A 13,533-nucleotide genomic window follows, 5' to 3' on the forward strand; every position below is an offset into this window, starting at 1 on the left:
CCGCCACCGCGCCACAGCCCCCATCGCTCCACGCGCGCGTGGACGCCGCACCGCCTGACGAACCGGGGCGGAGGCACCGGCCCGGGCGCGTCCCGACTACTGCGGGTCGGGTCCGACCGCCACCGGCCGGTCCGGGTCCGAGGACCACTCCGACCACGAACCGACGTACAGGGCCGCCGGAATGCCCGCCACGGCCAGCGCCAGCACCTCGTGCGCCGCGGAGACGCCCGAGCCGCAGTAGACCCCGACCTCCGTGTCGGCGGCGGCCCCGAGGCCCTTGAAGCGGGCGCTGAGCTCCTCCGCGGGCAAAAAGCGCCCGTCGGGGCCGACGTTGTCCGTCGTCGGCGCGGAGACCGCGCCGGGGATGTGGCCGCCGACCCGGTCGATGGGCTCCACCTCGCCCCGGTACCGCTCCCCCGCCCGGGCGTCGAGCAGCAGCCCCGAGCGGGCGAGCGCGGCCGCCTCGTCGGCGTCCAGCAGCCGCACGGCTCCGGGAACCGGCTCGAAGTCGCCCTGCGGCGGCTGCGGCACCGCCGTCTCCAACTCGCCGTCCCACGCCGTCAACCCGCCGTCGAGGACCCTCACGTCCGGGTGACCCGTGAAGCGCAGCAGCCACCACGCGCGTGCCGCCGCCCAGCCCTGCCCGCCGTCGTACACGACCACGGGCCGCCGCGCGGACACTCCGGCCCGGCGCATCGCCGTACCGAAGACGTCGAGGTCGGGCAGCGAGTGCCGGCCGGCGGGTCCGGGCGCGGCGGCCAACTCGCGGTCCAGGTCGACGAAGACGGCGCCGGGGATGTGCCCGTCCTCGTACGCGGCGCGGCCGTCGAAGGGCGGTTCGCCGGCCGCCTTGGCCACGCTCAGCTGCCAGCGGACGTCCAGCAGGACCGGCGGGTTCTCGCCGGTCGACTCGCCTGCGAGTTCGGATGCGGTGATGATGGCGTTCATGGCCCCCATCCTTGCGCACCGGGTGGCCGCGTTGTCCATGTCCGGCTACTCTGCTCGGCCGGACAGGCTCGGTCACCATGCGTACGGGATCGAGCACATGCCGTACCATCCATCGACACCCGCCGCCGGTACACCGCGACGCGCGGGACACCGCGCTCCGGGCACAGCCCGACGTACCGACCGCCCCGTACCGCGCGTGGCGGGCCCGGTCCGCGGCTGGTGTGCGTATCCCGCACGCGTCCGGTGAGCGGATTGGACACGGCCACCGCGAGGGGCCGAGAAGAGAGTGACGATGACCGAGGCAGGCGGGTCGGCCGACCGGAACGGTGCGGCGCACGCTCGGTACGCACCGGGAACACCCTGCTGGGTGAGTCTGATGGTGCACGAGGTGGCCGCGACCCAGGAGTTCTACTCGGAGCTGTTCGGCTGGGAGTTCCAGCCGGGCCCGCAGCAACTGGGCCCGTACGTGCGGGCCCTCCTCGACGGCCGTGAGGTGGCCGGTATCGGGCAGATTCCGCCGGACCGCCATCTGCCCGTCGCCTGGACGCCCTACCTCGCCTCCGAGGACGTGGACCTCAGCGCCGAGACGGCCCGGTTGTGCGGCGGCACGATCGGCGTCGGTCCGCTGGACGCCGCCGAGGCGGGCCGGATGGCGATCGGCTCCGACCCGTCCGGCGCGGTGTTCGGCATCTGGCAGGCCTCGGCCCATCTCGGCACCGTCCTCACCGGCGTACCGGGCACGCCCGTCTGGAACGAGCTGATGACCTTCGAGACGGAGAACGTCGCCAAGTTCTACGAGACGGTGTTCGGCTTCGAGGAGGAGCCGCGGGCCTCGGCCGACGAGGACCGCGTGGTCCTGCGCGTCGGCGGCCGTGCGGTCGCCGGTGTCCGCGGGGTGGGGCACGCGCTGCCGCGCGACCGTGGCCCGCACTGGATGACGTATTTCCAGGTGGCCGACGTGGAGGCGGCCCGCACCCGGCTCGCCGAACTCGGCGGCCGTGTCCTCGGCCCCGTTCGCGACAGCCCGTTCGGGCGCATGGCGGCGGTGTCCGACCCGGAGGGGGCGCGCTTCTCACTGCTCCAGCCGCCGGACGCGGAGCCGGCGTAGCTCAGTCAGGAGGGTGAGCGGCGGGCCCGGGCAACAGGGTGGGCGGCGCGCCCTGGCAGCAGGGTGGGCGGCGCGCCCTGGCAGCAGAGATCGGTCGGCCCGGGCAGGAGAGAGGGACAGCGGCCCGGGCGGAGAGCGGCGGCTTCAGGCAGGTGAGACCGGCAGTACGTCCGGGGACAGGGCCGCCGCGTGGGCCGTCGCGGCCGTCATACGGCGGCGGTGGTGGCGGCGGCACAGCACCTCGTAGCCGATCTCGTCCGCCGACTGGTTGACGTCGCCGACGACGACCTGGGCGCCCTCGACGACCATCACGCCGCCCACCGTGCGCGCGTTGTGCGTGGCGCGGGCGCCGCACCAGCACAGGGCCTCCACCTGGAGCACCTCCACCCGGTCGGCCAGCTCCACGAGCCGCTGCGAGCCGGGGAATAGCTTGGTGCGGAAGTCCGTGGTGATGCCGAAGGCGTAGACGTCGAGCTCCAGGTCGTCGACCACCCGCGCGAGCTGGTCGATCTGTTCGGGCGCCAGGAACTGCGCCTCGTCAGCGATCACGTAGTCCGCTCGGCCGCCCTGCGAGAGGTGGTCGACGACATAGGTGTACAGGTCCGTCCCGTCCACGACCTCCACCGCGTCGGTGACCAGGCCGAGGCGGGAGGAGAGCTTGCCCTCGCCGGCGCGGTCGTCGCGGGTGAAGATCATGCCGGCCAGGCCGCGGGCGGAACGGTTGTGTTCGATCTGGAGCGCCAGCGTCGACTTCCCGCAGTCCATCGTTCCGGAGAAGAACACCAGCTCGGACATGGGGGGATGAGCACCTTTCGGCAGGAGGGGGAGGCGGGCGAGGGGCCGCGTCAGGAGCGTACTTCGAGCAGCGGGACCAGCTGCTCGGCAGGGGTCATCGAGCCGTGGTTGCCGACCATCGCCGACTCGTTGGGCTCCCGCTCGGAGGCGATGAGGAGTACGTCGTCGTGCGCGGCCGCGACGACGTCGCCGATGCGCGCGTACACCCGGTCGTCGATGTGCGGGCCGAACCAGCCGGCCTCGATGGCCTCGTCCCGGGAGGCCACCCAGAACCGGTCGCCGAGCACCTCGCGCCAGCAGGTGAGCACGTCGTTCTCGGCGCCGGACACGGCGTAGACGTGCCGGGCGCGGCCCTCGCCGCCGAGCAGGGCGACCCCGGCGCGCAGCTCCCAGTCCTCGTCGAAGTCGATGCGGTGGTCCTCGTCGAACGGGATGTCGACCATGCCATGGTCGGCCGTGATGTACAGCGCGGTGCGCGGCGGGAGCTGCTCGGCCAGCCGCTGGGCGAGCCGGTCGACGTACATCAGCTGGCCGCGCCAGGTGTCGGAGGCGACGCCGTAGCGGTGGCCGGAGCCGTCCAGCTCGGCGTAGTACGTGTAGACCAGGGAGCGGTCGGCGGCGGCCAGTTGTTCGGCCGCGAAGTCCATGCGCTCCTCGCCGGTGAGCCGTCCGTGGAACCTTCCGCCGCTGAGCGCGACCTTCGTCAGCGGGGTGTTCTCGAAGGTGGGAGACGACACCTGGGCGGCGTGCACTCCCGCCTCGTGGGCCTGCTGGAAGACCGTGGGATACGGCTGCCAGGGACGCGGCGGGGTCCAGGGCTGCCAGCGCAGCTGGTTCATCAGCTCGCCGGTGTCGGGGTTGCGCGCGGTGTATCCGGGCAGGCCGTGCCGTCCCGGGGGCAGGCCGGTGCCGACGGAGGCGAGGGAGACGGCCGTGGTGGCCGGGTAGCCCGCGGTGACGGGGCGGCCGGTGCCGCCGCGCGAGGCGGCGAGCAGGGAGGTGAGGAAGGGCGCCTCGTCCGGGTGGGCCCGCAGCTGCTCCCAGCCGAGGCCGTCGATGAGGAAGACGCAGTTGCGGTCGGCCGGGGCGAGCTCCGGGATGGCCGCGGTCATGCCGGGTACGCCCATGCCGGCGGCGAGGGTGGGCAGCAGGTCGGCCAGGGAACCGCTGCCGTACTCGGGGACGGGGGCGGAGGCGAGGGCGAGGGGTTCCGGGTGCGGTTCCCAGGCGGTGTGGACCATCAGCGGGTGATGTCCGCCGTGGCCTCGGAGATCGCCTGGGCGAAGGCGAGCGCCTGGCGGACGGTCTCCGGGCCGTCGCCCGCCTCGCTGACGCGCAGGCTCAGATCGTCCGCGGTGGAGTTGCCGGTGTAGCCGTGGTCCGCGTCGCAGTTGGGGTCGCCGCAGGCGGCGGGCTCCAGGTCGATGCGGGAGACGGCGCCCCAGCCGATGGTCAGCACGACCTCGCGGGGCAGCGTGCCCGGCGTGTAGGACTCCGGGTTGGCGACCACGCGGCTGACCACGACCGACGAGATCCGGTCGAGTTTCACGGACTCCGTGGACGTCGTGGCGTACGGCGTCGGGGACGTGCTGTCGGCGCTCTGCTCGTCGGTGTGGCTGACGAGGAAGCGCGTGCCGGTGAGGACGAGCACGGTCACGTGCCGCCGCACCTCGTTCTGGTCGAAGGTGGTCTCCTGGTGGACCAGGTACGACCGGATGGGCTCGCCGCCCACGGCGGCCTCCACCGCCTCGGCCACGAGGGCCGGGTAGTAGCCGCTGCGTTCGATCGCCGCACGCAGCCCCTGGGTCGTCGTACTGGTCTTGGCCATGCGCCCCATCCTACGGGGGACCACTGACTGCGAGGGACCCGTCACGGGGTCCCGGTGGTCCCGGCGGGGGACCTGCGGGAGCTGTGATGTCCGTGGGCGGGGGGGGCGGCAGCCGGGGGCGCCGGTGCGGCGGGGAGCTTTCGCGGCCGGGGTCGTCAGTGCGCCTGGGGCGCGCGGGGCCGGGCTCGTCAGTACGCCGGGGCGCCGGCCGGGTGCGTCAGCACGCCTGGGGCGCGGGGGCCGGGGCCGTCAGTACGCCTGGGGCGCGGGGGCCGGTGCCGTCAGTACGCCGGGAGCGTGCGGGGGCCGAGGTCGTCGCGGGCGGGGGGCGGCGCCAGGCGTACCGAGGCGCCGAGCACGCTCAGGCCCTGCGGAGCGACGACGACGGGTTCCAGGGTGACCGCGACGACCTCGGGGTGGTCGTCGACCAGCCGGGAGACCCGCAGCAGCAGTTCCTCCAGGGCGGGCGTGTCCACCGGTGTCGAGCCGCGCCAGCCGAACAGCAGCGGGGCGGTGCGGATCGACCGGACCAGAGAGGTCGCGTCCCGGTCGGTGACCGGTATGAGCCGGTGCGCCATGTCGCCGAGCAGCTGGGAGGCCGCTCCGGCGAGCCCGAAGGAGAGCACGGCTCCGGCGGCCGGGTCGATGACGGCCCGTACGACGGTGTCGACGCCGCGCGGTGCCATGCCCTGCACGACCGGCCGCAGCTCGTCCGGCTTGCCGAACAGGTCGGTCAATTCCGCGTACGCTCGCCGCAGTTGCTCCTCGTCGGCCAGGTCGAGGCGTACGCCGCCGAGGTCGGCGCGGTGCCGGAGGTGCGGCGCGGTGGCCTTGAGGGCGACCGGGTAGCCAAGGGTGCGGGCTGCTTCGGCGGCGTCGTCCGGGGTGGGCGCGGGCAGCGCGCGGCGGACGTGGACGCCGTACCGGCCGAGCAGTTCGCACGTGTCCTCGGCGGAGAGGGTGAGGCCCTGTCCGCGGGCGAGCAGGGCGTCGATCCGGCGGGCGGCGCCCTTGACGTCGATGTCGTCGTACTCGGGGACCTTGCCGGGGTCGGCGGCCTCGCGCCGCCACTGGGCGTACTGGACGGCCTCGGAGAGGGCCCGCACGGCCCGCTCGGCGGCGGGGTAGGCGGGGATGAGGCGGGTGCCTTCGGCGGCGTCGCCGGGGGCGGGGGGTTCGCCAGGGGCGGCAAGGGGTTCCCCGGAACCGGCCGGCGGTCCCCCGGAGCCGGCCGCGGCTTCCCCGGGGGTCGAGGATTCGCCGGGGGTCGAGGATTCCCCGGAGGCCCAGGGTTCGCCGGCGGAAGCCTCCCGCGCGGCGGTGGCGGGTACGTGCGTGTCCGCCGGGCGGCCCGCCGCCACAGGCGCAGCCCCTGTGACCGGCGCGCCCGGTGTGTCGCTCCGGCCCGTCGTGAGCGGCACGCGCGTGTCCGTCTGCGGCGCCGTGCTCGCCGCGGCCGACAGGGCCTCCGCGAGGCCGCCCAGCTCGACGTGCACCACCAGCACCGGCTTGCCCGGCACGGCCGCCGCCGCGGAGCGCAGCGCCTGCGCCAGCTCGGCGTCCCCCGGCGAGCCCTCGCCGATCGCCGGGATGGCGGTCACGACGACCGCGTCGCAGCTGTCGTCGGCGAGTGTCCGCGCCAGTGCCGTGCGGAAATCCTCCGCGGAGGCGGCGGTGGTGAGGTCGAGCGGGCGGTGCGGGCGCAGTCCGGCGGCCAGGCACTGGTCGTAGGTCAGGACCCCGAGGGACTCCGAGTTGCCGAGGATCGCCACGCGCGGGCCGGCGGGCAGCGGCTGGCGGGCCAGCAGCAGGCCGGCGTCGACCAGCTCGGTGATCGTGTCGACGCGGATCACACCGGCCTGGCGCAGCACCGCGGACACCGTGGCGTGCGGCAGGCGCGTCGCCCGTACGGCGTGTCCCTGGGGCCCGGATCCGGCGCCCTGGACGACGACCAGCGGCTTGGCGGCCGCGGTGCGCCGGGCGAGGCGGGTGAACTTGCGCGGGTTGCCGATGGATTCCAGGTACATCAGGGCGACGTCGGTGTCGGGGTCGTCGTACCAGTACTGCAGGACGTCGTTGCCGGAGACGTCCGCGCGGTTGCCGGAGGAGACGAACGTCGACACGCCCGTGACCCCTGTGACGCCACCGCCGCGCCGGTGCAGCCGGGACAGCAGGGCGATGCCGATGGCGCCGGACTGGGCGAACAGGCCGATGCGGCCGGGGCGCGGCATCTCGGGGGCCAGGGAGGCGTTCAGCCGGACGGCCGCCGAGGTGTTGATGATCCCGAAGGCGTTGGGACCGATGATCCGCATGCCGTACGTGCGCGCCTGCCGGACGAGTTCGCGCTGTCGCTCGCGTCCCTCGGGACCGCTCTCGGCGTACCCGGCGGAGATGACCACGAGCCCCTGCACGCCGTGCTCGCCGCACTCGGTGACGACCTGGGGCACGTGGTCGGCGGGCACGGCGACGACGGCGAGGTCGACCGGGCCCTCGATCTCCCGCACCGAGCGGTGGGCGGGGACGCCGTCGAGCTCGGTGACGCCGGGTCCGAAGGCGCGGTTCACGGCGTGCAGCCGGCCAGTGTAGCCGCCCTCGCGGAGGTTGGCGAGAACGCTGCGGCCGACGCCGCCCGAGGTGCGGCCGGTGCCGATCACGGCGACCGAGCCGGGCATCAGCAGCCGCTGCACGGAGCGGCCCTCGGCGCGCTGTTCGCGCGCGTACTGCACGGCGAGGGAGCGCTCGGTGGGCTCCAGGTCGAACTCCAGGCGCACCACGCCGTCCTCGAAGCTGCGCTTCTGGGTGTACCCGGCGTCCGTGAACACCTTGATCATCTTGTTGTTGGCGGGCAGCACCTCGGCGGCGAAGCGGCGGATGCCGCGCTCGCGGGCGACGGCGGCGATGTGTTCGAGCAGGGCGGAGGCGACACCGCGGCCCTGATGGGCGTCCTGGACGAGGAAGGCGACCTCGGCCTCGTCGGCGGGGGCGGACGCGGGCATTCCGTTCACGCCGATCCGGTCGTAGCGTACGGTTGCGATGAACTCGCCGCCGATCGTGGCCGCGAGTCCCACCCTGTCCACAAAGTCGTGGTGTGTGAAGCGGTGGACGTCCTTCGCGGACAGACGCGGGTAGGGCGCGAAGAAGCGGTAGTACTTCGACTCGTCCGACACCTGCTCGTAGAAGCTGACCAGGCGGTCCGCGTCATCGACGGTGATGGGGCGGATCCGCGCGGTGCCGCCGTCGCGCAGCACCACGTCGGCCTCCCAGTGGGCGGGGTACTCCTGCCTGTCCGACGCGCTCTGCATGGGGCCCAGAGTACGGCTCGCGTACGACAACGGCGCGGGGCACTCTGTGGAGGACGGATGCCGGGTCGAGGCCGAGGCCCGGTGATCGCGTCCGGATGGGGTCGCAGGACCTCTCCGGGCATGCTTCACCTTATGGGAAACTGGTCTAGACAACCCTGAGAAACTGAAGGGCAGCAACACATGGCTGAGCGCCGCGTCAACGTCGGCTGGGCCGAGGGCCTCCATGCCCGCCCCGCCTCCATCTTCGTCCGAGCCGCCACGGCCGCAGGCGTCCCGGTGACGATCTCCAAGGCCGGCGGCACCCCCGTCAACGCGGCCTCCATGCTGGCCGTCCTCGGCCTGGGCGCCCAGGGCGGCGAGGAGATCGTCCTCGCCTCCGACGCCGAGGGCGCGGACGCCGCCCTGGACCGTCTGGCGAAGCTGGTCTCCGAGGGCCTCGAGGAGCTCCCCGAGACCGTCTGAGTCACGCATGACCGTCTGAGTCACGCATAAAAGAAGCCGCGTCGGCCTTTCGAGGCCGGCGCGGCTTTTCTTTTCCCGCCCCTCCGTGACACAGGAGGGAATCGACGACTCGAAAGAAAGCGTCAAAAGGGCAGCACTTTCAGCGGGGCACAGATATCCCGTTCTTTGTATACGGCGCTCGTGTTAATGCCGTAGGCCCGACGTGTTTACGGGATGTTGCGAACTCCTCACCCGCCCGGGGCCGTCGCCACTGAAGCGGCGCAGCCGGTACGCGGCGGTGGAGCGCTCGGTGTGCAGGGCGGCGACCGCGCGGGCCCGCTCCCCGTCGCCGCGCGCCACGGCGTCCGCGATCGCGCCGTGCTCGGTCCAGGTCCGTACGGGGTCGGCCGACGGCTCCACCGCGTACATCCAGGCGAGCTTGTGGCGCAGCTGGGTGAGCGTCGCGGTCAGCGCCTGGCTCCCGCACGCCTGGACGAGCGTCTCGTGGAACCAGCCGCCCAGGGACCGCAGGTCGTCGCCGGTGCCGTGCCTGGCCCGGTCCTGACCGAGGCGCACCAGGCCGCGCAGCACCTTCAGATGCGCCTCGGTGCGCCGCTGGGCGGCCCGCGCCACGCCGAGCGGCTCCAGCAGCATCCGCATCTCCAGCAGGTCGGCCGCCTCCTGCTCGGTGGGTTCGGCCACGCACGCGCCCGCGTGCCGCCGTGTCACGACGAAGCCCTCGGCCTCCAGGGTGCGCAGCGCCTCTCGCACGGGCACCCTGGAGACGCCGTAGCGGCGGGCGAGGAGTTCCTCGGTGAGCCGGCTGCCGGGTTCGTGGACGCCTGCGACGATGTCGTCCCGGATCGCCGTGCACACCGAGTGCGCCGGAATACGCATGTCCGACCTCCGCCTTGATCCCCGTGAAACGCCGACGATGGACGCGTGTTCCGTGACTCTATTCCAAGGGGACGGAATTTCCGACGGCAGAGCGGATTCCATGGATATTTTTTGGTCAGTTCACCGGGGTTTCCGGGAGAGGAGGCGAAAACGACGAAAGCCCCGGCACGGTGGGCCGGGGCTTCGCGATGCTGGTGCCGTTCTCGGGCGTCAGACGTTCACGCCGTGCGCGCGCAGATAGGCGACCGGGTCCATGTCGGAGCCGTAGTCGGGGCTGGTGCGCGCCTCGAAGTGCAGGTGCGGGCCGGTGACGTTGCCGGTCGCGCCGGACAGGCCGATCTGCTGGCCGGTGACGACCTGCTGGCCCACGACGACGCCGATCGACGACAGGTGCCCGTACTGGCTGTACGTGCCGTCGTGCATGCGGATGACGATCTGGTTGCCGTAGGCGCCGCCCCAGCCGGTGTCGACGACGGTGCCGTAGCCCACCGCGTGCACCGTGGTGCCGGTGGCGGCGTGGAAGTCGATGCCGGTGTGGTGGCCGGAGGACCACAGGGAGCTGCTGGCCTCGTAGCCGGTGGAGACGTAGGAGTGCGCGATCGGGGCCGTGAAGCTGTTCAGGCGCTTGCGCTCGGCCTCGCGGGCGGCGCGCTCCTTGGCCTCGTGGGCCCGCGCGGCGGCGGCCTGGCGGGCGGCCTGCTCGATGGCCGTCTGCTCGGCGGCCTGCTTCTGGGCCTCGGCCTGGGCGTCGATCTGCGCGGCGACCGTGTCGTCGACGCTGATGACGGGGAGCAGACCGGTCTGCTCGGCGGAGGTGTCGGCGGCGAGGGCGGGGGCCGCGAGGGCGCCGATGACGCCGGTGGTGGTGAGCGCGGCGATGCCGGCGGCCTGCGTGGTGGTGCGCTTCATCCGGCTCGGACGGCGGTGCTTCCCGGTGGCGCTGACGAACGCCATGTGGTGGCTTGTCCTTTCCTTCCCTCTCGCCTACCGGGTTAGCTGACGGGTTCGGAGCAGGAAGGTCTCCTACGGACTCCCTCGCGGGCGCCCGATTCACCCCAGGGACGTGTGGGTCCCCGGCTCCCCTGGCTCGCGCCGTACGGGGACTCGGCGATGGCTGTCCGGTGCCGCGGGTGCGGCGCACTGCCTGACGGACAGCCCGGACGAAAGTACGGTGATCGACCTTCAATCCTCAAACGAAACAGGGGTTTTGTAGCGCATCCCACAGGTCAGACAGGCAACCTCCGTCCCAATTCGGGCATATGTGGGATGCCGCGCCTTCGATCACAAACAGACCTGTGGATACGGCCCTGACATGGCCTGTGGACATGGCAGGGGCCCTGGTGCTCCGTCAGGAACCAGGGCCCCACGCGCGTGTGCGGCTACTCCGCGCTCACCACGGTGACGGCGCCGACGCCGAGGGCCTCGACGGGCTCCTTGATCTGCGCCGCGTCACCGACGAGCACGGTCACCAGACGGTCCACCGGGAAGGCGTTGACGACCGCCGCCGTGGCCTCCACGGTGCCGGTCGCGGCGAGCTGCCGGTACAGCGCCGCCTGGTAGTCGTCGGGCAGGTGCTGCTCGACCTGGTCGGCGAGCGTGCCCGCGACGGCGGCCGCCGTCTCGTACTTCAGCGGGGCCACCCCGACGAGGTTCTGCACGGCGACGTCGCGCTCGGCGTCGGTCAGGCCGTCCGCCGCCAGGGTGCGCAGCACCTTGAAGAGGTCGTCCAGCGCCGGGCCGGTGTTCGGCGTGTCCACGGAGCCGCTGATGGCGAGCATCGCCGCGCCCGTGCCGTCGGGGGCGGAGCGCAGCACCTGGCTGAAGGCGCGCACGCCGTAGGTGTAGCCCTTCTCCTCGCGCAGGACGCGGTCCAGGCGGGAGGTGAGGGTGCCGCCCAGGCAGTACGTGCCGAGCACCTGCGCGGGCCATACGCGGTCGTGCCGGTCGGGGCCGATCCGGCCGATGAGCAGCTGCGTCTGGACGGCGCCCGGGCGGTCGACGATGACGACGCGGCCGGTGTCGTCGGCGGTCACCGCCGGCACGGGGCGCGGCTCGGTGCGCGAGCCCGTCCAGGCGCCCAGGGTGTCGCCGAGGAGGTCGTCGAGGTCGAGGCCGGTCAGGTCGCCGACGACCACCGCGGTCGCGGTGGCGGGGCGCACGTGCCGCTCGTAGAAGGCACGCACGGCGGCCGCGTCGACGGTGGCGACCGTCTCCTCGGTGCCCTGACGCGGACGCGACATGCGCGAGGTCGCCGGGAACAGTTCCTTGGACAGCTCCTTGGCGGCGCGGCGGGCGGGGCTGGCCAGCTCGTGCGGGATCTCGTCGAGGCGGTTGCGCACCAGCCGCTCGATCTCGCTGTCGGCGAACGCGGGCGCTCGGAGGGCGTCGGCGATCAGACCGAGGCCCTTGGCCAGCCGGGAGGCGGGCACCTCCAGGCTGAGCCGGACGCCCGGGTGGTCGGCGTGCGCGTCGAGGGTGGCGCCGGCGCGCTCCAGCTCGGCGGCGAAGTCCTCGGCGGAGTGCTTGTCCGTGCCCTCGGAGAAGGCGCGCGCCATGATCGTGGCGACGCCGTCCAGACCGGCCGGCTCGGCGTCCAAAGGCGCGTCCAGGAGCACCTCGACGGCGACGACCTGCTGGCCGGGGCGGTGGCAGCGCAGCACGGTCAGGCCGTTGTCGAGCGTGCCGCGCTCGGGGGCCGGGAACGCCCACGGCTTGGCCTCGCCCGCCTGGGGCCGGGGGTGGAAGTCCATCGTGGCGAGCTCGGTCACTTGGCCGTCTCCTCGTTCTCGTTGCCTGCCTCTACGGTCGCTTCCTGCTCCGGGTCCTCCGGCACGTCGGCGTCCTGGGCGGCCTCCGGCGTCTTCGGCTCGTACACGAGCACCGCGCGGTTGTCGGGACGCAGGCGGGCCTTGGCGACCTCCTGCACCTCCTCGGGCGTCACTTCGAGGACGCGCTTGACGGCGGTGAGGGCGAGCTGCGGGTCGCCGAACAGGACGGCGTAGCGGCACAGTTCGTCGGCGCGGCCGGCCACGGTGCCGAGCCGGTCCAGCCACTCGCGCTCCAGCTGGGCCTGCGCGCGTTCCATCTCCTCGGCCGTGGGGCCCTCCGCGGCGAAGCGGGCGAGCTCCTCGTCGATGGCGGCCTCGATGACCGGCACCTCGACGTCCCCGGACGTCTTGACGTCCAGCCAGCCCAGGGAGGGTGCCCCGGCCAGCCGCAGCAGACCGAAGCCGGCCGCGACGGCCGTACGGTCGCGGCGCACCAGCCGGTTGTACAGCCGGGAGGACTCGCCGCCGCCGAGGATGGTCAGCGCGAGGTCGGCCGCGTCGCACGCGCGCGTGCCGTCGTGCGGCAGCCGGTAGGCGCCCATCAGGGCGCGCGCCGGGACCTCCTCGTGGATGACCTCGCGCAGCTGGCCGCCGATGACGTCGGGCAGCGCGCCGTCACGGGGCGCGGGCTTGCCGTCGTGGGAGGCGATGGAGCCGAAGTACTTCTCGACCCAGGCGAGGGTCTGCTCCGGGTCGATGTCGCCGACGACCGACAGGACCGCGTTGTTCGGCGCGTAGTAGGTGCGGAAGAACTGGCGGGCGTCCTCCAGGGTGGCCGCGTCCAGGTCCGCCATGGAGCCGATCGGCGTGTGGTGGTAGGGGTGGCCCTCGGGGTAGGCGAGGGCGGTCAGCCGCTCGAAGGCGGTGCCGTAGGGGACGTTGTCGTAGCGCTGGCGGCGCTCGTTCTTGACGACGTCGCGCTGGTTCTCCATGGACTCGTCGTCCAGGGCGGCCAGCAGGGAGCCCATGCGGTCGGCCTCCAGCCAGAGGGCGAGCTCCAGCTGGTGGGCGGGCATGGTCTCGAAGTAGTTGGTGCGCTCGAAGCTGGTGGTGCCGTTCAGCGACCCGCCGGCGCCCTGCACCAGCTCGAAGTGACCGTTGCCCTTGACCTGGGCGGAGCCCTGGAACATCAGGTGCTCGAAAAGGTGAGCCAGACCCGTACGCCCGTTGACTTCGTGGCGCGAGCCGACGTCGTACCAGAGGCACACCGCGGCGACCGGGGTCAGGTGGTCCTCGGAGAGCACCACGCGCAAGCCGTTGGCCAGGCGGTGCTCGGTTGCTGTCAGCCCGCCGGAGCCTGCCTCGGCTGTGGCCGTGTGACCCATGGGCATGTACGTCCCTTCGATCGCGGAAGCGGTCGTGAAACCGCGTGTTTCCTGCCGTCCT

11 protein-coding genes and 1 riboswitch are annotated in these 13,533 nt (G+C 73.2%); of the genes, 2 read left to right on the forward strand and 9 right to left on the reverse strand.

Translation table 11 applies throughout. The features are described 5' to 3' along the window. Positions 1-96 precede the first annotated feature (96 nt). Positions 97-948 (reverse strand): sulfurtransferase, encoded by an 852-nt coding sequence (locus AC0B9F_RS10105; protein ID WP_472000645.1) that lies wholly within the window; start codon positions 946-948, stop codon positions 97-99. A 292-nt stretch (positions 949-1,240) separates the two neighbouring features. On the opposite strand from AC0B9F_RS10105, the gene AC0B9F_RS10110 reads away from it, so the two are divergent. Beyond that, positions 1,241-2,056 carry a VOC family protein gene (locus AC0B9F_RS10110; RefSeq protein ID WP_472000647.1) on the forward strand — a complete coding sequence of 272 codons (816 nt, stop codon included), beginning with the start codon at positions 1,241-1,243 and terminating at the stop codon, positions 2,054-2,056. Positions 2,057-2,200: 144 nt separating this feature from the next. Here AC0B9F_RS10110 and AC0B9F_RS10115 read toward each other — a convergent pair whose 3' ends face one another. The 4 genes from AC0B9F_RS10115 to AC0B9F_RS10130 all read right to left on the reverse strand — a co-directional run bounded on the left by AC0B9F_RS10115 (position 2,201) and on the right by AC0B9F_RS10130 (position 7,981). Further along, the gene (locus AC0B9F_RS10115) at positions 2,201-2,851 is read right to left on the reverse strand and encodes a thymidine kinase (protein ID WP_472000649.1); all 651 of its coding nucleotides are present in this window, start codon (positions 2,849-2,851) and stop codon (positions 2,201-2,203) included. Between the two features lie 50 nt (positions 2,852-2,901). After that, positions 2,902-4,092, reverse strand: a complete 1,191-nt coding sequence (locus AC0B9F_RS10120) for an alkaline phosphatase family protein (RefSeq protein ID WP_472000652.1) — start codon at positions 4,090-4,092, stop codon at positions 2,902-2,904. Continuing rightward, on the reverse strand, positions 4,092-4,688 hold the full coding sequence (locus AC0B9F_RS10125; protein WP_471189911.1) for a DUF5998 family protein: 597 nt from the start codon (positions 4,686-4,688) through the stop codon (positions 4,092-4,094). Before AC0B9F_RS10125 ends, AC0B9F_RS10120 begins: the two co-directional genes overlap by 1 nt. A gap of 272 nt (positions 4,689-4,960) precedes the next feature. Next, positions 4,961-7,981 (reverse strand): bifunctional acetate--CoA ligase family protein/GNAT family N-acetyltransferase, encoded by a 3,021-nt coding sequence (locus tag AC0B9F_RS10130; RefSeq protein ID WP_472000655.1) that lies wholly within the window; start codon positions 7,979-7,981, stop codon positions 4,961-4,963. 180 nt (positions 7,982-8,161) lie between these two features. Here AC0B9F_RS10130 and AC0B9F_RS10135 point away from each other — a divergent pair, with 180 nt between their 5' ends. Beyond that, positions 8,162-8,443, forward strand: a complete 282-nt coding sequence (locus AC0B9F_RS10135) for an HPr family phosphocarrier protein (RefSeq protein ID WP_472000657.1) — start codon at positions 8,162-8,164, stop codon at positions 8,441-8,443. A gap of 183 nt (positions 8,444-8,626) precedes the next feature. On the opposite strand, the gene AC0B9F_RS10140 is transcribed toward AC0B9F_RS10135, so the two are convergent. From AC0B9F_RS10140 to AC0B9F_RS10155, 4 genes are all read right to left on the reverse strand, one after another. Continuing rightward, positions 8,627-9,319 carry a GntR family transcriptional regulator gene (locus AC0B9F_RS10140; protein WP_472000660.1) on the reverse strand — a complete coding sequence of 231 codons (693 nt, stop codon included), beginning with the start codon at positions 9,317-9,319 and terminating at the stop codon, positions 8,627-8,629. 210 nt (positions 9,320-9,529) lie between these two features. Further along, positions 9,530-10,273, reverse strand: a complete 744-nt coding sequence (locus tag AC0B9F_RS10145) for a M23 family metallopeptidase (protein WP_472000662.1) — start codon at positions 10,271-10,273, stop codon at positions 9,530-9,532. Positions 10,274-10,285: 12 nt separating this feature from the next. Further along, a riboswitch (cyclic di-AMP (ydaO/yuaA leader) is annotated at positions 10,286-10,439 on the reverse strand. 259 nt (positions 10,440-10,698) lie between these two features. Further along, positions 10,699-12,087, reverse strand: coding sequence for a M16 family metallopeptidase (locus tag AC0B9F_RS10150; protein WP_472000666.1), 1,389 nt, complete (start codon positions 12,085-12,087; stop codon positions 10,699-10,701). Beyond that, the gene (locus tag AC0B9F_RS10155) at positions 12,084-13,478 is read right to left on the reverse strand and encodes a M16 family metallopeptidase (protein WP_472000668.1); all 1,395 of its coding nucleotides are present in this window, start codon (positions 13,476-13,478) and stop codon (positions 12,084-12,086) included. Before AC0B9F_RS10155 ends, AC0B9F_RS10150 begins: the two co-directional genes overlap by 4 nt. Between the last annotated feature and the right edge of the window lie 55 nt (positions 13,479-13,533).

It is taken from the genome of Streptomyces sp. NPDC097129, assembly GCF_055668065.1.

Coding starts and splice junctions, on each gene's coding strand:
- AC0B9F_RS10105 (WP_472000645.1), bottom strand. CDS start 948: ATGAACGCCATCATCACCGCATCCGAACTCGCAGGCGAGTCGACCGGC.
- AC0B9F_RS10110 (WP_472000647.1), top strand. CDS start 1,241: ATGACCGAGGCAGGCGGGTCGGCCGACCGGAACGGTGCGGCGCACGCT.
- AC0B9F_RS10115 (WP_472000649.1), bottom strand. CDS start 2,851: ATGTCCGAGCTGGTGTTCTTCTCCGGAACGATGGACTGCGGGAAGTCG.
- AC0B9F_RS10120 (WP_472000652.1), bottom strand. CDS start 4,092: ATGGTCCACACCGCCTGGGAACCGCACCCGGAACCCCTCGCCCTCGCC.
- AC0B9F_RS10125 (WP_471189911.1), bottom strand. CDS start 4,688: ATGGGGCGCATGGCCAAGACCAGTACGACGACCCAGGGGCTGCGTGCG.
- AC0B9F_RS10130 (WP_472000655.1), bottom strand. CDS start 7,981: ATGCAGAGCGCGTCGGACAGGCAGGAGTACCCCGCCCACTGGGAGGCC.
- AC0B9F_RS10135 (WP_472000657.1), top strand. CDS start 8,162: ATGGCTGAGCGCCGCGTCAACGTCGGCTGGGCCGAGGGCCTCCATGCC.
- AC0B9F_RS10140 (WP_472000660.1), bottom strand. CDS start 9,319: ATGCGTATTCCGGCGCACTCGGTGTGCACGGCGATCCGGGACGACATC.
- AC0B9F_RS10145 (WP_472000662.1), bottom strand. CDS start 10,273: ATGGCGTTCGTCAGCGCCACCGGGAAGCACCGCCGTCCGAGCCGGATG.
- AC0B9F_RS10155 (WP_472000668.1), bottom strand. CDS start 13,478: ATGCCCATGGGTCACACGGCCACAGCCGAGGCAGGCTCCGGCGGGCTG.